Source organism: Streptomyces tamarix (assembly GCF_032423885.1).
In the GTDB taxonomy this organism is placed as follows: Bacteria; Actinomycetota; Actinomycetes; order Streptomycetales; family Streptomycetaceae; genus Streptomyces; species Streptomyces tamarix.
This window is the reverse complement of the sequence record NZ_JAWCTQ010000040.1, coordinates 1-17,660: the sequence shown is the minus strand read 5'-3', so window position 1 is coordinate 17,660 and position 17,660 is coordinate 1. Positions and strand designations below refer to the sequence as shown.

Genomic DNA, 17,660 nt, shown 5'->3' with positions numbered 1-17,660 from the left:
CCGGGGGCACACGGTACGGGCGCGAAGAACGGGCTCCACCGCCCATCATGGCCCGGCCCCGCCGCGGGGGACGGCCGGTGCAGGGCCATGAGGGGCACCCCGCCCGCCCCCGCGGCCCCTCCCGCGTCAGCCCACGGCCTCCGCGAGCAGCTCCGCCGCCCGGGCCACGAGCACGTTGTCCGCCGCCGCGTCCGGGGTGGACCGCGTCGTCAGGACGGCCAGCACGACCGGCGGCCGGCCGGGCGGCCAGGCGACGCCGACGTCGTTGTTGCTGCCGTACCCGCCGCCGCCCGTCTTGTCCGCCAGCAGCCAGCCCTCGGGCAGGCCCGCGCGGAACCGCTCGTCGCTCGTCTTGTTGGCGAGCATCCACCGCGTCAGCCGCTCCCGGTCGTGCGCCGCGAGCGCGTCACCGAGCAGCAGCCGCCCGTACGTGCGGCCGATGGCGCGCGGCGTGGTCGTGTCGGTGACCCGCCACGGCTCGGCCGAGTTCAGCTCCGGTTCCCACCGGTCCAGCCGCGTGACGCCGTCGCCCACCGACCGGCAGAACCGGGTCACCGCGGTCGGCCCGCCCAGCTCGCGCAGGAGCAGGTTGCCCGCCGCGTTGTCGCTGCGGGTGAGGGTCGCGTCGCACAGCTCGGCGACGGTCATCCCGTTCGCCACGTTCTCCGGCAGCCCGGTGACGGGGGAGAAGCCCGACTCCTGCACGTACCGCGCGGTGTAGTGGACGCGCCGGGCGAGCACCTCGCCGTCCCGGTCCAGGTCCCGCAGCACGGCGGCGACGGCGAGCGTCTTGAACAGCGATGCCATCGGGAACCGCTCGTCCGCCCGGTACAGCACCGTCCGGCCGGTCCCCGTGTCGTACGCGAACGCGCCGAGCCGCGCGTCGTGCGTCCGCTCCAGCGCCCGTAGCCGTCCCTCGGCGCGCGCCCCCCTCCCGGACGCGGTCCGCCCCGGCGTGGCGTGCGCGGGCGCGGCCACCGCGACGGCGGCGGCCAGCGCGGCCCCCGCCCCCGTGGCGAGGACGGCGCGGCGGTTCGGACGTGCACCGGCGGGATTCACGATGAGGGCCCCTTCGTCTCGGACAGCGGAAAACACCCACCACGACGTTCCCACCCGCCCCTTTGGTTTCCTCTGTCACACGCTCGGCCGAAAACCGACCCCCTCCGAGGCTGCCGCGCCGCCGCCCGCCGACGCGCGGGGGCACGGTCCCGGCCGCCGACAGTAACGTTTCTGCCAGGAGTGTCGGATGTCGTGGCGCAATGCGTGTAGCACCTCCGTGCCGGGTCAAGATGCGCCTATGCACTTTTTCGTTCGGAGTGGGTCGTCGTCCCGATGAGCCAGAGCACCGCACCGCCCCCGTCCGCCCCCGCCCCCACCCCCGTCGAGTCCTTCGACGCGCTCTACGCCGCCGCCGCCCCGGCGCTGGTCCACCAGGCGTACCTGCTCACCGGGCGCCGCAGGCACGCCTTCGACTCCGTCGAGCACGCCTTCCAGCGCGCCTGGGAGCACTGGCCGGAGGTCGCCTTCGACCCGGATCCGGCCGGCTGGGTCCGGGCGCGGACGTACGAGTACGCGCTCGCCCCCTGGCACCGGTTCCGGCGCCGACCCGGGCGCCCCGAGGCCCCGCCGGCCGACCCCGCGCACCGCGCCCTGCTCGAACTGCCGCCGCTGTACCGCCGCACCGTCCTGCTCTGCGACGGGCTCGGCCTGAGCGTGGAGGAGGCGGCGGCCGAGACCGCGGCCACCGTCCCGGCCGCGACGAGCCGGCTGCACCACGCGCGCACCGCGCTCGGACAGCGGGTCCCCGGCCTCGCGGACCCCGACGACCTGCGCGAGTGGCTGAGCGGGCTGGTCGCCGCGGTGTCGACCGCGACGCTCCCGCTGGCCCGGTCCGTCCGCACCGGCAGCGAGCGCCGCCTGCGGGCCCTGACCCGCACGGTGTACGGGGTGACGGCCCTCCTCGTCGGCGCCGTCGTCCTCTCGGCGGTCACCCCTCCCTCCACCCCGCCCGACCCCTCCCCCCGCGACCGCGTCGTCGACGGCGTGCCGCACCGCGACGACCACGAGGCGCCCCGGCCCTAGGAAGCGCCCGGCGGACACGACCGGGCCCGCCGGCGCGAAGGGGGCCGGGGCGTCGACGCGCGGGGAAGGACCCCCGGCCGGGCGTCCGCTCCGGCCGCGTCCCGCTCAGCCCCGGCCGGGGCGCCGCATCAGCTCCTGGAACATCGACATGCACGACAGGCAGTGCCGGTCCGTCTCGTCGCCCTCCTCCCGGAGGGGCTGCCCGCAGAGGGCGGAGGACTGGTCGTGGCCGACGACGTGCCACACCAGGCCGGTACCGGTGGCGGTCGTACCGACGCGCATCTCGTACATGGCGGCTCCCCGTGCGGTGGACGACGCTTGCCCCCAGCCCAGCACGCCCGCGGTCCGGCCGCCGCCGCTGCCGGTCCGTCCGGGTGAGTCACCACGGCAGGAAGACGTGGACGTCCTTGCCCTCGGGCCGGGTCAGCACGGACACCTGCGTGGCGAGGGCGTTCACCAGGTACCAGCCCACGGACCCGGTGTTGTCGACGGGCGACCAGGGGCGGGGGACCGGCGGGCGCGGGTTGCTGTCCCGCACGACGACGTGGACGCCGTCGAAGGTGCGCCGCAGCCGCAGGGAGAACGGGCCGGGCGCGTACTGCACGGCGTTGCCGGTCAGTTCGGTGACGACGAGCAGCACGTCGTCGCGCCGGTCCGGCTCCGAGGGGGCCGCCGCCCGCTCCAGCGCGTCGAGGTAGCGGTCGGCGAGGAGCCTGGCTGCGGACACGTCCTCCAGCGCCCCGTCGAAGCGGGCCTCCAGGTCGTCGGCGTCCCTCCGGTCGGCGCCGTCGTTCATGGGCGGGCCGGTGGCCACGGAGTCCTCCTGCTGTACGTCTCGTGCGTCACCCGGTTGCGTTCCGCCGCACGGGTGCCCCGTACGGCCGCCGCGATTCCTGCCCTTCGGGCGTCCGGAACCGGGGCGCGGGCGCGCGAAGGGCCCCGGACCGGTGGGAAGCGGTCCCGTCGAGAAGGGGTGGGGCCGGGGCCACCAGAAAACTTGAGTCCGTACTTGTCAACAACGCTGCCGCGAGTTATATAAGAACCATCGCTGTGAGGAGCATCGGTACGAAACCTGTGCGAGGAGGCGATGACGGATGCTGATGCGGACGGACCCCTTCCGTGAACTGGACCGACTCACGCGGGACCTCTTCGACGACGTCCGCCGGCCGGCGGACGTGCCGATGGACGCCTGGCGCACGGACGACGCGGTCCGGGTCGCGTTCGACCTGCCGGGCGTGGACCCCGACTCGATCGACCTCCGGGTCGAGCGGGGCGTGCTGACGGTCACGGCCGAGCGCGGATCGCCGGTGGAGGAGGGCGCCGAGGTGCTCTTCGCCGAGCGGCCCACCGGCGCGTTCAGCCGCCGGCTGTTCCTCGGGGACACGCTCGACGCGGACGGCGTCGAGGCGACGTACGACGCCGGGGTGCTGCGCCTGAGGATCCCGGTGGCCGAGCGCGCCAAGCCGCGCAGGATCCAGATCGGCGGGGCCGGCCGCAAGGCGCTGGGGCCCTGACCGGCGGACGACCCGGCAACCCGCGGTCACCGCCCGCGCGGCCCCGTGCCGCCGCGCAGGCGGCGACCGCGGGAGGCACCCGACGACCGACGACCGCGAAGAAGGGGGGACCCCACCACATGGAGCCGCTTCTCTGGCTGCTCGTCCCGCTGACGGCCGCCCTCGGCGCGAGCCTGTGGGCCTGGTACGCCTCGCGGCCGCACCCGATGGACGTGTGGACGGACGTCGACCGCTACGACCGCCTCCGCGCCTCCCTCGGCCGCGCCGCCGACGGCCCGCGGCCACCGGCGGCGCCCGCGAACGGCCCGTCCTGATGTGCGGGGCGCCCCGACCGGTTCTACGGTGGCGGGGGCGGCTCTCCGAGGGCCGTACGGCAGGAGGGAGAGACGATGCGGCACGACGAGTTCCTCGCCCGGGTGCGGGAGCGGGGCGAGTACCACGACCAGGACGAGGCCGCGCAGATCACCCGGGCGGTACTGGAAGTGCTCGGCCACCGCATCACGCCCGGTGAGGCGGCCGACCTGGCGGCGCAACTGCCCGGCGACCTCGGTGACGCGCTCACCGCCGACGGCGGGCGCCCGACCGAGCGCTTCGGCATCGAGGAGTTCTACCGGCGCGTCGGCGAACGCACCGGAGCACGCCCCCGCACCGCCCAGTGGGACGCGAGCGCCGTCCTGTCGACCCTGGCCGACGCCATCTCGGGCGGGGAGCTGAACCAGATCATCAGCCAGCTCCCCAGCGGCTACGCCGTCCTCTTCGGAAAGGCGGACCTGGCGGACTGACCGCCCGCCGCACACGCCCCGCACACATCCCGCCGACCCGCCCCGCGCCCGCCGTGCCCGCACGGCGGGCGCCGCCGTCACGGCACTTGACTGCTCGTCGCACCGCCGCGATCCTCGTCACACCATCAGACGGGACATGACACATCGGCGGTGCGCCCATGACCCGACCCCCCTTAGGCCGGCGCGGGCTCCTCGCGCTGCTGTCGCTCCTCGTCACCGCGGCGGCCCTGGCCCTCGGCCCCACCGCGGCCTCCGGCGCCGAGTCGCCGCCCGGCTGGTGGGAACCGGTCGCGCGGCCCGCCCCCGACTCGGAGGTGAACGTCACCGGCGAGCCCTTCCGGGGCACCGACCCCCAGGGCCGGGTGCGCGGCTTCGTCGACGCGCACAACCACATCATGTCCAACGAAGGCTTCGGCGGCCGGCTGATCTGCGGCAAGCCGTTCTCCGAGCACGGCGTCGCCGACGCGCTGAAGGACTGCCCCGAGCACTACCCCGACGGCTCCCTCGCCCTGTTCGACTTCATCACCCGCGGGGGCGACGGCAGGCACGACCCGGACGGCTGGCCCACCTTCGAGGACTGGCCCGCCCACGACTCCCTGACCCACCAGCAGAACTACTACGCCTGGATCGAACGCGCCTGGCGCGGCGGCCAGCGCGTCCTCGTCAACGACCTCGTCACCAACGGCGTGATCTGCTCCGTCTACGTCTTCAAGGACCGCGGCTGCGACGAGATGGACTCCATCCGCCTCCAGGCGCGAAAGACGTACGACATGCAGGCGTACGTGGACCGGATGTACGGAGGGCCCGGCAAGGGCTGGTTCAGGATCGTCACCGACAGCGCCCAGGCCCGCGAGGTCGTCCGGCAGGGGAAGCTCGCCGTCGTCCTCGGCGTCGAGACGTCCGAGCCGTTCGGCTGCAAACAGGTCCTGGACGTGGCGCGGTGCGACCGCGAGGACATCGACCGCGGCCTCGACGAACTGCACCGGCTCGGGGTGCGCAGCATGTTCCTGTGCCACAAGTTCGACAACGCCCTGTGCGGCGTCCGCTTCGACTCGGGCGCCCTCGGCACGGCGATCAACGTCGGCCAGTTCCTGTCCACCGGCACGTTCTGGAAGACCGAGCGGTGCACCGGACCCCAGCACGACAACCCCATCGGCGGCGCCTCCGCGCCCGGTGCCGAAGCGAAGCTCCCGCCCGGCGTCACCGTCCCCGCGTACGCGCAGGACGCCCGGTGCAACACCCGCGGCCTCACCGACCTCGGCGCGTACGCGCTGCGCGGGATGATGCGGCGCGGCATGATGCTGGAGATCGACCACATGAGCGTCAAGGCCGCGGGCCGCGCCCTCGACATCCTGGAGTCCGCGTCGTACCCGGGGGTGCTCTCCTCGCACAGTTGGATGGACGCCGAATGGACCGGGCGCGTCTACCGCCTCGGCGGCTTCGTCGCCCAGTACATGCACGGCGCCGAGGAGTTCACGGCGGAGGCGCGGCGCACCGCCGCCCTGCGCGCCCGGTACGGCGTCGGGTACGGGTACGGCACCGACATGAACGGCGTCGGCGGCTGGCCCGGCCCGCGCGGCGCCGACACCCCGGACCCGGTGCGGTACCCGTTCCGCAGCGCCGACGGGGGCTCCCTCGTCGACCGGCAGACCACCGGGCAACGCACCTGGGACCTCAACACGGACGGCGCCGCCCACTACGGGCTCGTCCCCGACTGGCTGGAGGACATCCGGGTCACCGGCGGCCAGGACGTCGTGGACGACCTGCTCCTCGGCGCCGAGTCGTACCTCCGCACCTGGAGCGCCTCCGAACGCCACGACCCGGGCGCGAACCTCGCGGCGGGCGCGACCGCCACGGCGAGCTCCACGCAGGGGTGGGACCCCCTCTCCGGCCACGCGCCCGGCAGGGCCGTCGACGGCGACACCCGCACCCGCTGGGCCAGCGAGTGGAGCGACGACCAGTGGCTCCGGATCGACCTGGGGACCCTCCGCGACGTCCGGCGCGTCACCCTCGACTGGGAGGACGCGTACGCGAAGGCGTACCGCGTGGAGGTCTCCGCCGACGGGGCGCACTGGCGCACCGTCTGGTCCACCACCGCCGGGAACGGCGGCCTCGACACGGCGGACTTCGCCGCCGCACCGGCCCGGTACGTCCGCGTCCACGGGTGGGAACGCGGCACGGAGTGGGGATACTCGCTTCGCGAGGTCGGCGTCTACGGCGGGAGCGGATGACATGGCGGACGACGGGACCCGGACGGGCGGGCGACGGGCGCGGCGGCGGACCTTCGGCACGGTGACGTTCGCCGCGACGGCGCTGACCGGCACCGTCGCCGTCTACATGGCGCTGGTCGCCTTCGGGAACATCACGGACTTCGGGACGAACCGGGAGTTCGTCCGTCACGTCCTCGCCATGGACACCACCTTCAAGGACCCCGACCTGATGTGGCGGGCCGTCGGGTCGCCCGCCCTCCAGGACGCCGCCTACGTGGCGATCATCGTCTGGGAGACCCTGGCCGCCTGCGTCCTCCTCCTCGCCACCGGCCTGTGGTGCGCCGCGCCGCGCCGCGGCACCCACGCGCGCGCCCGCGCGGTGAGCACGGTCGGGCTGGTCATGGTGCTGCTGCTGTTCGGGCTCGGGTTCATCGCCATCGGCGGCGAGTGGTTCGCCATGTGGCAGTCCTCCGACTGGAACGGCCTCGACGCGGCCACCCGCAACGTCGTGCTGGCCGCGTTCGCCCTCGTCGTGACGCACCTGCCGCGGGCGGACGCGCGGGACGGCGGCTGAGGTGGACCGGCCCCGCCGGGGACCGGGCCGCACCGGTCAGGCGCGCACCGGCTCCTCCTTCCGGGCCGGCCGCCGGGAGCCGCCCCGCGCCGGCTCCCCGCCGCGGGCGTGGAGCTCCACCGCCAGGGGCGCGGCCGTCAGCATCGACGAGTACGTGCCCACGACGATGCCGATCAGCAGGGCCAGCGCGAAGTCCGTCAGCGACCCGCCGCCCAGCAGCGCCAGCGCGGCCAGGATGAACACCGCGCCCATGCCCGTGTTCAGGGTGCGCGGCACCGTCTGGAGGAGCGCCGTGTTGGTCACCCGCGCGAAGGACTCCCCCCGTCCGGCCGACCACCGTTCGCGGACCCGGTCGAACACGACGACGGAGTCGTTCACCGAGTAGCCGATGACCGTGAGCAGCGCCGCCAGGAACACCCCGTCGACCGGCTTGCCCAGCCAGGCGAACACCCCGACGAGGATCACCGCGTCGTGGACCATCGCCACGACCGCCGACGCCCCGAGCCGCCAGCGGAACCGCACCGCCAGGTACAGCAGTTGCGCGCCCACCGCCACCGCGAGCGCGACGAGGGCGCCCCGCCGCAGCTCGGCGCCCAGGCTCGGGCCGATCAGCTCGTCGCGGACCTTCTCCGCCTCCCCTCCGGCCAGCGCGCCGACCACCTCGCCGATCCGCGCCTCCTCCCCGTTCGACATCCGGTCCGTGCGCACCGTCAGTCCGCCCTCCCCGGAGGACTGCACCACGGCGCGCGGGAACCCGGCGTCGGCCAGCGCGTCCCGCGCCCGGTCGGTGTCCACCGGCGACGAGGTGGCGTACTCCACCAGCCGCCCGCCCGTGAACTCCACCCCGAAGTCCAGCCCCCGTACGACGATCCCGGCGACCGACAGGAGGACGGCGGCCGCCGACACGGCCAGCCAGCGGCGACGGCGGCCCATCAGGTCCGGGTCCCACCGCAGCAGCCGGTCCCGCACGGCCCCCGTGTCCCCGATGCCGGACAGGCGCGGGCGCCGCCGCACCGCCGTGCGGGCCACCGCGAAGTCGGCCAGGGCGCGCGTGACGACCAGCGCGCTCACCATCGACGCGAGGACCCCGATGCCGAGCGTCACCCCGAAGCCCCGGACGGGCCCCGACGCCAGCAGGAACAGCAGGACGGCCGCGATGAGCGTGGTGACGTTGGAGTCCGCGATGGCGCCGAACGCCTGCCGGAACCCGGCCGCCAGCGCCGCGCGCAGGCTCCTGCGGGCGGCGGCGCGCCGCGCGTACTCCTCGCGGGCCCGTTCAAAGACCAGCACGTTCGCGTCGACGGCCATGCCGATCGCCAGGACGAACCCGGCCAGGCCCGGCAGGGTGAGCGTCGCCCCGAGGGCGACCAGCGCCGCGTACGAGATGACGCCGTAGCAGGCCAGCGCGAGGACGGCCAGACCGCCCAGGAGCCGGTACGCGGCGATGATGAACAGGCCGGTGAGGGCCGTGCCGATCACGGCGGCCCGCGCGCTGCTGCTGATCGCCTCCGCCCCCAGCGTCGGGCCGACCGTGCGCTGCTCGACCGTCTCCACCGGGACGGGCAGCGCGCCGCCGTTGATCAGCAGCGCCAGTTCGCGCGCCTCGTCGCCGCCGAAGCCGCCCGTGATCCGGGTCGATCCGCCGACGATGCCGGCGCGGCAGCCGATCGCCTCGTCGACCTGCGGCGACGAGATGACCTCGCCGTCCAGGACGATCGCGACGCGCCGGGCCGGGTCGCCGGGCGCCGCGCACGCGGCCCGACCGGTGAGCCGGGCCCACCCGTCGCCGCCCTCGTCCGTGAACTCCACGTCGACGTACCAGCCGAGGCCGCTGCTCGGGTCGAGCACGGCCTTCGCCTCGGCGACGTCGGCGCCGGACAGCGACGGCGGCCCCAGGCGCAGCCGGAGGCCGCCCTCGTCGGGCAGGACGAGCTCCCCGGGCCGCTCCGGCCCCGGCGCGGCGGACCCGGCCGGGGACGTGCCCGCCGTGCCGGTGACGGGATGGAAGGCGAGCTGGGCGGTGCGGCCCAGCACCTCGGCGGCCTCGCGCGGGTCCTGCACGCCGGGCAGCTCGACGATGATCCGGCGGTCGCCGGAGCGGGTGAGGACGGGCTCGGTGACGCCGAGCGCGTCGATGCGGCGGCGCAGGACCTCCAGGGTGCGGTCGGTGGCGTTCGGGTCGGCGGTGGCGGTGGGGGAGTCGCGGGTCTCCAGCACGATCTGCGTGCCACCGCGCAGATCGAGGCCCAGCCGGGCGGGGACGGTCACGGCGATGTACACGGACAGGGCGACGACGGCGAGGGCGAGCAGCGCTCGCACCCGCATGGCGCGGGTCAAAAGGGCCTCCAGCAGGCGGGACCGCGGCCGCGTCCGGCGGCGCGCGGAAGAGTGACGGGAAGGGTCAGCCGACTGGAGGGGAGGGCGGGGCGCGCCCGGTGCGGCGCGTGGGCCGGTGGACGTGCGCGGCGCCGTGGCGCGGCACCGGCGCGGCGGCGCGGGCGGCGGGCGGTGCGAGGTCCGGGGGAGCCGGGGGCGGGGCCGCTCCGGTGGGCGGCGGGACGGACCGGGTCCCGGAGACGTCCGCGTACGGGCGGGGCGCGGCCGAGCAGACCGCCGCGCACAGGTCGTCGACGGCCACGGCCCGGGGCGCCCCGGACGGGGACGGGGCGGGCGCGGGGGCGGCCGGGGCGAGGACGCCGAGCACGGCGAGGAGGACGGCGGCCACGGCCGTCGCGGCCGCGCCGAGGGCGCCCGCGGCGCGGCGCGCGGCCGGTGCGTCGTACCGCGGCATGGCCTTTCCCCCCTCCCGTCGTGTCGTCCCTGTCCCGCCGCGCGGTCGCTCACGGTTCGATCAGGCCCGCCCTGATGGCGTAGCGGGTGAGCTGGAGGCGGTCGCGCAGGCCCAGCTTCTGCAGCAGGTTCGCCCGGTGCCGCTGCACCGTCTTGACGCTGATGACCAGCATCTCCGCGATGTCCTTCGAGGAGTGGCCCTCCGCGACCAGCTTGAGGACCTCCTCCTCGCGCGCGGTGAGGACCCGGTCGGGCGGCTCCCCGCCGTGCCGGGCCCGGTCCAGGTAGTCGCGGACGAGGGCCGTCACGGCGCCCGGGTACAGGAACGGCTCGCCGCGCATCGCCGCCCGGCAGGCCGCCACCAGGTCCCGGTCGGCGACGGACTTGAGGACGTACCCGCAGGCGCCCGCCTTCAGGGACTGGAAGAAGTACTGCTCGTTGTCGTACATGCTCACCATGAGGATCCGCAGCGCCGGGTGGCGCGCCGACAGCTCCCGCGCCGCCTGGAGCCCCGTCATCCGGGGCATGGCGACGTCCAGGACGGCCAGGTCGACGGGGTGCTCGCGGGCCATGGCGACGGCCTCGGCGCCGTCCCCGGCCTCGGCGACGACCCGGAGGTCCGGCTCGCCGTCCAGGATGAGCCGGATGCCGCGCCGGACCAGCGCGTGGTCGTCGGCGAGCAGGATCCGGGTGACGGAGGCCCCGGGCCGGTTCACGAGGGCCTCCCCGCGGCCGGTGTTCACGCGGGCCTCCCCGCGGCCGGTACGGACAGGGACACCCGGGTGCCGCCGCCGCGGCCGGGGGCGATGTCGAGCGCGGCGCCGGAGAGCAGGGCGCGCTCCCGCATGCCCCGGATGCCGGCGCCCTCGCGGGCCACGCCGACGCCCCGCCCGTCGTCCTCCACGGACAGCACCACACCGTCCGGCACACGGCGCAGCACCAGGTCGACACGGGCCGCGTCGGCGTGCCGGGCGGCGTTGGTGAGCCCCTCCTGCGCGACCCGGTACAGCACCAGTTCCGTCTGCCGGTCCAGCGGCGGCAGGTCGGCGTCGAGGCGGCGCCGCACCGTGAGCTCCGTATGGGTGGCGAAGTCGTCGGCCAGCGACGTCAACGCGCTGACCAGGCCCAGGTCCTCCAGCACCCCCGGACGCAGCCGGCGGGCGAGCCGCCGCACCTCGTCCAGGCTCGACCGGGTGATCTCCTGTGCCTGCCGCACCTCGGCGCGCAGCGGCTCCGGGGCCCGGTCCGCGACCCGCTTCAGCCCGAGCAGGACCGCCGTCATGCTCTGTCCCACCTCGTCGTGCAGTTCCTGCGCGATCCGCCGCCGCTCCGACTCCTGCGCGGACAGGGCGCGGGCGCTGCTGGTGGCGCGCTCCGCCTCCAGCCGGTCGAGCATGTCGTTGAACGCGCGGATCAGCTCCGCCACCCCGCCGTTCCCCGGCACGGGCAGCCGCTGGCCCGGCCGCAGCAGGTCCACGGTCGTCATCTCCCGCGTCAGCCGCTCCAGCGGCGCCAGCCCGATCCGCAGCAGCGCCCCGTTGGCCACCAGCATCACGGCCAGCCCGGCCACCAGGATCACCGCCTCCGTCAGCAGCACCGGTACGGAGACGGTCACCGGCGCCCACAGCAGCAACGCCGTGGCCGTACCGAGGACCAAGGCGTTGAGCCCGAAAATCCGCCAGAACAAGGACACGGTGCACGAAACCTTCCTGTAGACCCACCATCGCCCACCACTATCCTCGGCGGCCCGAAGCCGCGGCCCACCGGGCGGCGCGAAGCGGCCGTACCCCGCCGTCCGCACCCGCCCAGCCTGCCGGGCCCCCGCCCCGCCGTCGATGGGGCCCGGAACCCATCCGCCCCGCCCCGCGCCCCACCGGCCCGCGCGTCCCTGCACCCCGCGCACCAGCGGAAATGGGTACCGCGCCCCATGGCCCCGCCGCGTCCGGCCGGTCAGGGTGGGAAGCCGGCCGCCCGGCGGACCGGGGCCCGCCGCGGCGGGCCCGTGCGCCCCGGCCCCACCCGCCCCCGCGAGGCCCCGCCCGCCCCCACAGGAGGAGTACGCCATGACGCTCGGCAGCGCCGCTTCCGGAGCCGCCCCCGGACGGCTGACGGACCACGAGGCCCGCCAGCGCCTCGAACACGAGCGCGCCTCGCGGCTCACGCAACTGAAGGCGATCGAGGCGGCCGGGGCCGAACAGCAGGCCGATGACCTCCTCGTCGCGCAACGCGACTCCACGCGGCGCGTGCTGAAGGAGATCGACGCGGCGTTCGAGCGCCTGGCCGACGGCACGTACGGCAGGTGCCAGGGCTGCGGCACGCCCATCCCGGCCGAGCGCCTGGAGATCCTGCCCTACACCCGGCACTGCGTCGGCTGCCGGCGCAGTGCCGCCTGACCGCCGGGGCCGCCCGCCCGGCGCGACCGGCGGCGGGCCCCGCCCACCGGGCCGGCAGGCCCGGCCGGCCGACGTGCCGGACCCCGGCCCGGCACCGGCCGGGCCCTTCGTGTTCCCCGTGCCCCTGTGGAGTGGTGACCCGTGAGCAACCGGACCGCCCGCGCCGACGACGCGGGCCTGACCGCCGAGGACGTCGCGGCCCTGCGGCAGAACCTCCAGGAGCAGCGCCGCTTCCGGCTGGAGCAGTTGGCCCGGATGGCGCGGACCGCCCCCGGCTCCCGCGACGGGGCCGCGGCCCGCCGGGAGGTCCGGGCCGAGTTGACCGCCTCCGCCCGGATGGTCCTCCACGACGTCGAGGAGGCCCTGGAGCGGATGGACCGGGGCCGCTACGGCACCTGCCGGCTGTGCGGCGGCCCGATCGGCCTGCGCCGGCTGACGATCGTCCCCCAGGCCCGCTACTGCGGGCACTGCCACCGGGCCCGGGAGGCGCACCGGTGAGCGCCGGCCGGCCGGTGCCCGCGCGCCCCCGCCGCGCGGCGGGCCCCGTGCGCGGGCCCCACCCGGGGCTCGCCGTCGAACTCGGCAGCGCCCGCACCCGCGTGTGGGCGCCCGGCGGCGGTGCCGTCCTCGACGTGCCCACCGTCGTGTTCCCGGGCACCGGCGTCGCCTCGTACCCGGTGCGGCGCGGCGCCGTCGTCGATCCCGAGGGGGCCGGCCGGCTGCTGCGCCGGCTGCTCGGCCCCCGCCTCCCGCGCGGCGCCCGGCCGCTGATCGTGCTCACCACGCCCGTGCTGGGCGGCGCCGACCACCGGGCCGCCGCGCTCAGCGCCCTCGGCGCGCTGCGGCCCCGCAGGGTCCTCACCGTCCCCGCCGCCAGGGCCGCCGCCCTCGGCGCCGCCGCCGACCTGACCGGTCCGCTCCTCGTCGTCGACGTCGGCGCCCACCTCACGGAGGTCGGCCTCCTCGCCGACGGCGCCGTCGCCGACGCGTACCACACGCTCCTCGGCACCGGGGACCTGGGCGCCGCCACCACCCACGACGACCTGGTCCGCGCCGCGGCCGGGATGGTCACCGACCTGTTCCGCGCGGACCGCACCCCCCTGAGCGCCGAGGCGCTGCGGCGCGGCGTCCTCCTCACCGGCGGCGGCGCCCTGCGTCCCGGGATCGCCCGCGGCCTCGCCGCACGGCTGCGCGCGCCCGTCCGCGTGGCGCCCTCGCCGCACACCGCCGCCGTGCGCGGCGCGGCCACCGTCCTCGCGGTGCCGCGCGGCGGGCCCGTGCCCGGTGTTCGCGCCGCGGGCTGAGCGGTCCGCACGCGTCCGCGGGAAACGGCGCGACCGTGCGGCGGGTGCCTTCGGGGTCGGAGAGCGGTCCGCACGCGTCCGCGGGAAACGGCCGTCTTCAGTTCCGCCCGCCGCTCCGCCATGATGAGCCCCCGTCAGCCGCCGGTGGAGAGGACGAGTCATGGCCAGGCTCCGGATGGGACAGGGCGTACTGCGCAGGAAACCGATCGAGCACATCGAGGAGGCGGAGGGCGCGCCCGGTGAGCGGCTCGCCCGCACGCTCGGTCTGTGGCAGCTCACCGCGATCGGCGTCGGCGGCCTCATCGGCGCCGGCATCTTCACCCTCGCCGGGACGGTCGCCAACGGCACCGCCGGGCCCGCCGTGCTGGTGTCCTTCCTCATCGCCGGCGTCGCCAGCGCGGCCGCCGCCTTCTCGTACGCCGAGTTCGCCGGGCTCATCCCGAAGGCGGGCTCCGCCTACACGTACGGGTACGCGGTCCTCGGCGAGCTGGCGGGCTGGTTCATCGGCTGGGACCTGCTGCTGGAGTACACGGCGATCGTCGCGGTCGTCGCCATCGGCATCTCCGGTTACTTCAACTTCCTGCTGACGGAGACCGGCGCCCCCCTGCCCACGTGGATGCTCGGCGCGCCCGGCACGGGCGAGGGCCACCGCGTCGACCTCTTCGCGGCGCTGCTCTGCCTGTTCATCGCCTACCTGCTCAACCTCGGCATCAAGAACGCGGCCCGCTTCGAGACCGCCGTCGTGGCGCTGAAGGTGCTGGTGGTGCTGCTGGTGATCATCGTCGGCTTCTTCCACATCAGGAGCGACAACTACGCGCCCTTCTTCCCGTACGGGGTCGGCGGGGCCTTCACCGGCGCGGCGACGGTCTTCTTCGCCGTCTTCGGGTACGACGCGATGAGCACCGCCGCCGAGGAGTCGAAGGACGCCCAGCGCCACATGCCCAAGGCGATCATCTACTCGCTGGCCATCTCCATGGTGCTGTACGTCCTGGCCTGCCTGGCGCTGACGGGCATGCAGAAGTACTCGGAGATCGACCCGGAGAGCGGGTTCTCGACGGCCTTCAAGTCGGTGGGGCTCGGCGTCGTGGCCGACGTCGTCGCGGTGGGCGCCATCATCGGCATCCTCACCGTCATGTTCACCTTCATGCTGGGGGTCACCCGGGTGTGGTTCTCCATGAGCCGTGACGGGCTGCTGCCGCGTTGGTTCGCCAAGACCCACCCGACCCGGCACGTCCCGGCCCGCGTCACCTGGATCGTCGGCGTGGCGTCCGCGGCCATCGCCGGGTTCGTGCCGATCGGGGAGGCGGCCGAGCTGACGAACATCGGCATCCTGCTCGCCTTCGCCGTCGTCTGCACCGCCGTCATCGTGCTCCGCTACCGCCGCCCCGACCTGCCGCGCACCTTCCGCACCCCGCTCATGCCCGTCACCCCCGCGATCGGGGTGATCGCCTCCGTCTGGCTCATCACCTACCTGCGGGTGGAGACGTGGCTGCGGTTCGCGGTGTGGCTCGTGATCGGGCTCGTCGTCTACTTCGGCTACTCCTACCGCAGGTCGGCGCTGGCGGTGGAGGAGCGGCGCACGACCGGCGGGTGACCGGGCGGGCGCGGCCGGGGGACGCGCGGGCGGGTCACGGGGCGCGGCGGTGCCGGGCCCGGCCGCGCCCGCGCAGCCGCACCACCGCGTACGCCACGAGGGCGACGGCGGCCAGGACCAGGACGGCCTTGGAGAAGAACCCGACGTACGTCTCCACCGCCGTCCACCGGTCGCCCAGCCAGTAACCGGCCAGCACCAGCACGGAGTTCCAGATCAGGCTGCCGAGCGTGGTCAGCGCGACGAACACGGGCAGGGGCATGCGCTCCACTCCGGCGGGGACGGAGATGAGGCTGCGGAAGACCGGCACCATGCGGCCGAGGAAGACGGCCTTGGTGCCGTGCCGCGCGAACCACGCCTCCGTGCGCTCCAGGTCGGAGGTCTTCACCAGCGGCAGCCTCGCCCAGAGGGCGTGCATGCGCTCCCGGCCGAACATCCGGCCGATCCAGTAGAGGACCACGGCGCCCACGACCGATCCGAGGGTGGTCCAGAACAGCGCCGAGGCCAGCGTGAGCACCCCCTGTCCGGCGGCGAACCCGGTGAGCGGCAGGATCACCTCGCTGGGCAGCGGCGGGAACAGGTTCTCCAACGCGATGGCCAGTCCGGCCCCGGGACCGCCCAGGGTCTCGACGAGATCGACCGCCCAGCCGGCGATGCCGCCCGCGGGTGCCTGCGACGAGGCCGAGGACATGAGATGCATGGGAGTCTCCAAGCTGGTGGGTCGGCCGCCCGTCCGGGTGGCCTGATGTCCCTCCACGGTAGAAATCGCCGGTCGACGACGGACACGGGGGGTGGCCGCCCGGTCCGGTGATGTCCTCCGCTGTACCCGCCCTGCGGGAAAACGCACCTCCGGGCCGGTGCGGGGTGTCCGGGCCGCGGCGCCCACGGGCCGCCGGCCCGCCGGGAACGAGACGGCGACACATGGCCGGTGGGATTACAGAGAGCGGAAATTCTGTTAAAAACCGGCCAACTTCCGAGGCTTGTCGGCCACCGCGCCGAGGGGGCACAGTCATGCCCGCGGCGCTTCCCCGACGCGCCGCCGGGCTCAGGGGGGCGGAGCGGTACCTCGGAAACCGGTCACCCGCCGCCCCGACGGATGTACTTGTCATGTATTCGTCAATGGCCCGTCGACTCCTTCCGCAAAGGAACATCGATGACTCTCTCGCGCAACCGGCTGCTCACCGCCGCTCTGGCGATCACGGCACTGGCCGCCACCGGGGTACAGGGAGCGCACGCGGCCACCGCGTCCGCCCCGGCAGCCTCCTCCACCCCGTCCGCCTCGTCCTCCTCCCCCTACCACCCGCAGATGGTGCGTGCGCTGGCGCAGTCCCTCGGCGTCAGCGACGCGGCGGCGGTCCAGCGGCTCGACCGCCAGGCCGGCCAACAGGAGGCCCTCGACCGCCTGGAGCGCGGCGGGGTGCGCACGGACGGCGCGTTCTTCGACGACGCGGGCCGCCTCGTGGTCAACGCCGCGGACGAGCGGGCCGCCGACGCGGTGGAGAAGGCCGGCCTCCAGGCCCGCATACCGGCACGCGGCGAGGCCGCGCTCGACCGGATCAAGGCAGCCCTCGACGCGAAAGCGGCCCGGCAGGTGCCCGACGGCGTGACCTCCTGGGCGGTGGACGTCGAGACCGACACGGTCACGGTCACGGTCGCGGACCGCACCAAGGCCGCGGCCCGCGCCTTCCTGGCGGCGGCCGCCCGCCACGGCGGCGCCGTCCGCGTGGTGGAGGACGAGGACGTCCTCGAAGCCCAGACGACCGTGTACCCCGGCAGCCGGATGAACATCAACAACCTTCCGGGGAGCTGGTGCTCCGTCGGCTTCGGGGCGCGCGACTCCCAGGGCCGCCAGCACCTCGTCTCCGCCGGCCACTGCGTCGCCGGCGGGCCCGGCCTGTACTTCGAGGGCGACCGGTTCGCGGTCGGCGAGCGCTCCCGCTACCGCGAGGGGTACAACAGCGTCGACATGGGCACCGCCCGGGTGGACGCCGGGGACGCGATCGCCACGTCCGTCGGCACCTGGGGCAACAGCGCCCCGATCGCCGTCAAGGGCAGCCAGCGGGCCCCGCGCGGCGCCACGGTCTGCAAGTCGGGCTCGACCACGGGCTGGACCTGCGGGGCCGTCGAGTCCTACAACGTCTCCGTGACCTACACCAACCGCCGCACCGGCGTGCAGACCTTCGTGAGCGGGCTCGGCAGCTCCTCGGTCTGCACGGAGGGCGGTGACAGCGGCGGTGCCTACATCTCCGGGAACCAGGGCCAGGGCATGACCTCCGGCGGCCCGACCGACCAGCAGTGCAGCGGCGTGTACGGGGCGGGCTCGTCCTACTTCCAGCCGCTCGACGACGCCCTGCGGTACTACGGGCTCACGCTGAACACCAACTGAGTCCGCGGGGGGGGGGGGGGCGGCCGCGGCGGGG

General features: G+C 75.4%; 19 protein-coding genes. 11 read left to right on the top strand and 8 right to left on the bottom strand.

Translation table 11 applies throughout. The annotated features are described in order from the left end of the window. Nucleotides 1–126: 126 nt before the first annotated feature. Complete coding sequence (bla, locus tag RND61_RS25330) at nt 127–1,059, bottom strand: class A beta-lactamase (RefSeq protein ID WP_315880403.1); 933 nt, start codon at nt 1,057–1,059, stop codon at nt 127–129. Between the two features lie 273 nt (nt 1,060–1,332). On the opposite strand from bla, the gene RND61_RS25325 reads away from it, so the two are divergent. Then, nucleotides 1,333–2,082, top strand: a complete 750-nt coding sequence (locus tag RND61_RS25325) for a sigma factor-like helix-turn-helix DNA-binding protein (protein ID WP_315880402.1) — start codon at nt 1,333–1,335, stop codon at nt 2,080–2,082. 105 nt (nt 2,083–2,187) lie between these two features. Here RND61_RS25325 and RND61_RS25320 read toward each other — a convergent pair whose 3' ends face one another. Together RND61_RS25320 and RND61_RS25315 are read right to left on the bottom strand one after the other, a co-directional pair. Further along, nucleotides 2,188–2,373 (bottom strand): hypothetical protein, encoded by a 186-nt coding sequence (locus tag RND61_RS25320; protein WP_315880401.1) that lies wholly within the window; start codon nt 2,371–2,373, stop codon nt 2,188–2,190. 88 nt (nt 2,374–2,461) lie between these two features. Further along, complete coding sequence (locus tag RND61_RS25315; RefSeq protein WP_391654109.1) at nt 2,462–2,896, bottom strand: ATP-binding protein; 435 nt, start codon at nt 2,894–2,896, stop codon at nt 2,462–2,464. A 280-nt stretch (nt 2,897–3,176) separates the two neighbouring features. Between RND61_RS25315 and RND61_RS25310 the strand changes: the two genes are divergently transcribed. From RND61_RS25310 to RND61_RS25290, 5 genes are all read left to right on the top strand, one after another. After that, nucleotides 3,177–3,596, top strand: coding sequence for an Hsp20/alpha crystallin family protein (locus tag RND61_RS25310; protein WP_315880400.1), 420 nt, complete (start codon nt 3,177–3,179; stop codon nt 3,594–3,596). A 119-nt stretch (nt 3,597–3,715) separates the two neighbouring features. Next, entirely contained in the window at nt 3,716–3,910 is a 195-nt protein-coding gene (locus RND61_RS25305) for a hypothetical protein (RefSeq protein ID WP_315880399.1), read from the top strand. 75 nt (nt 3,911–3,985) lie between these two features. Further along, nucleotides 3,986–4,378 carry a DUF2267 domain-containing protein gene (locus RND61_RS25300; protein WP_315880398.1) on the top strand — a complete coding sequence of 131 codons (393 nt, stop codon included), beginning with the start codon at nt 3,986–3,988 and terminating at the stop codon, nt 4,376–4,378. A gap of 158 nt (nt 4,379–4,536) precedes the next feature. Further along, complete coding sequence (locus RND61_RS25295; RefSeq protein ID WP_315880397.1) at nt 4,537–6,609, top strand: galactose-binding domain-containing protein; 2,073 nt, start codon at nt 4,537–4,539, stop codon at nt 6,607–6,609. 1 nt (nt 6,610) lies between these two features. Further along, a complete protein-coding gene (locus RND61_RS25290; RefSeq protein ID WP_315880396.1) occupies nt 6,611–7,162 on the top strand; it encodes a DUF2165 domain-containing protein in 552 nt (183 codons plus the stop codon). Nucleotides 7,163–7,198: 36 nt separating this feature from the next. On the opposite strand, the gene secD is transcribed toward RND61_RS25290, so the two are convergent. From secD to RND61_RS25270, 4 genes are all read right to left on the bottom strand, one after another. Further along, nucleotides 7,199–9,487, bottom strand: a complete 2,289-nt coding sequence (gene secD, locus RND61_RS25285) for a protein translocase subunit SecD (RefSeq protein WP_315880395.1) — start codon at nt 9,485–9,487, stop codon at nt 7,199–7,201. Between the two features lie 76 nt (nt 9,488–9,563). Then, nucleotides 9,564–9,953: a hypothetical protein gene (locus RND61_RS25280; protein WP_315880394.1), complete on the bottom strand. Its 390-nt coding sequence runs from the start codon at nt 9,951–9,953 to the stop codon at nt 9,564–9,566. A gap of 49 nt (nt 9,954–10,002) precedes the next feature. Continuing rightward, a complete protein-coding gene (locus tag RND61_RS25275; protein ID WP_315880393.1) occupies nt 10,003–10,695 on the bottom strand; it encodes a response regulator transcription factor in 693 nt (230 codons plus the stop codon). Further along, complete coding sequence (locus RND61_RS25270) at nt 10,692–11,645, bottom strand: HAMP domain-containing sensor histidine kinase (RefSeq protein ID WP_315880392.1); 954 nt, start codon at nt 11,643–11,645, stop codon at nt 10,692–10,694. The genes RND61_RS25275 and RND61_RS25270 overlap by 4 nt, the downstream gene beginning before the upstream one ends. 370 nt (nt 11,646–12,015) lie before the next feature. Between RND61_RS25270 and RND61_RS25265 the strand changes: the two genes are divergently transcribed. The 4 genes from RND61_RS25265 (at nt 12,016) to RND61_RS25250 (ending at nt 15,243) form a co-directional block, all read left to right on the top strand. Next, nucleotides 12,016–12,345 (top strand): TraR/DksA family transcriptional regulator, encoded by a 330-nt coding sequence (locus tag RND61_RS25265; protein WP_315880391.1) that lies wholly within the window; start codon nt 12,016–12,018, stop codon nt 12,343–12,345. A 141-nt stretch (nt 12,346–12,486) separates the two neighbouring features. Beyond that, complete coding sequence (locus tag RND61_RS25260; RefSeq protein WP_315880390.1) at nt 12,487–12,843, top strand: TraR/DksA family transcriptional regulator; 357 nt, start codon at nt 12,487–12,489, stop codon at nt 12,841–12,843. A gap of 47 nt (nt 12,844–12,890) precedes the next feature. After that, nucleotides 12,891–13,649, top strand: a complete 759-nt coding sequence (locus tag RND61_RS25255; RefSeq protein WP_315880389.1) for a rod shape-determining protein — start codon at nt 12,891–12,893, stop codon at nt 13,647–13,649. A 160-nt stretch (nt 13,650–13,809) separates the two neighbouring features. Then, complete coding sequence (locus RND61_RS25250) at nt 13,810–15,243, top strand: amino acid permease (RefSeq protein WP_315880388.1); 1,434 nt, start codon at nt 13,810–13,812, stop codon at nt 15,241–15,243. 34 nt (nt 15,244–15,277) lie between these two features. On the opposite strand, the gene RND61_RS25245 is transcribed toward RND61_RS25250, so the two are convergent. After that, complete coding sequence (locus RND61_RS25245; protein ID WP_315880387.1) at nt 15,278–15,940, bottom strand: DedA family protein; 663 nt, start codon at nt 15,938–15,940, stop codon at nt 15,278–15,280. A gap of 453 nt (nt 15,941–16,393) precedes the next feature. Between RND61_RS25245 and RND61_RS25240 the strand changes: the two genes are divergently transcribed. Beyond that, nucleotides 16,394–17,626 (top strand): S1 family peptidase, encoded by a 1,233-nt coding sequence (locus RND61_RS25240; RefSeq protein WP_315880386.1) that lies wholly within the window; start codon nt 16,394–16,396, stop codon nt 17,624–17,626. Nucleotides 17,627–17,660 lie beyond the last annotated feature (34 nt).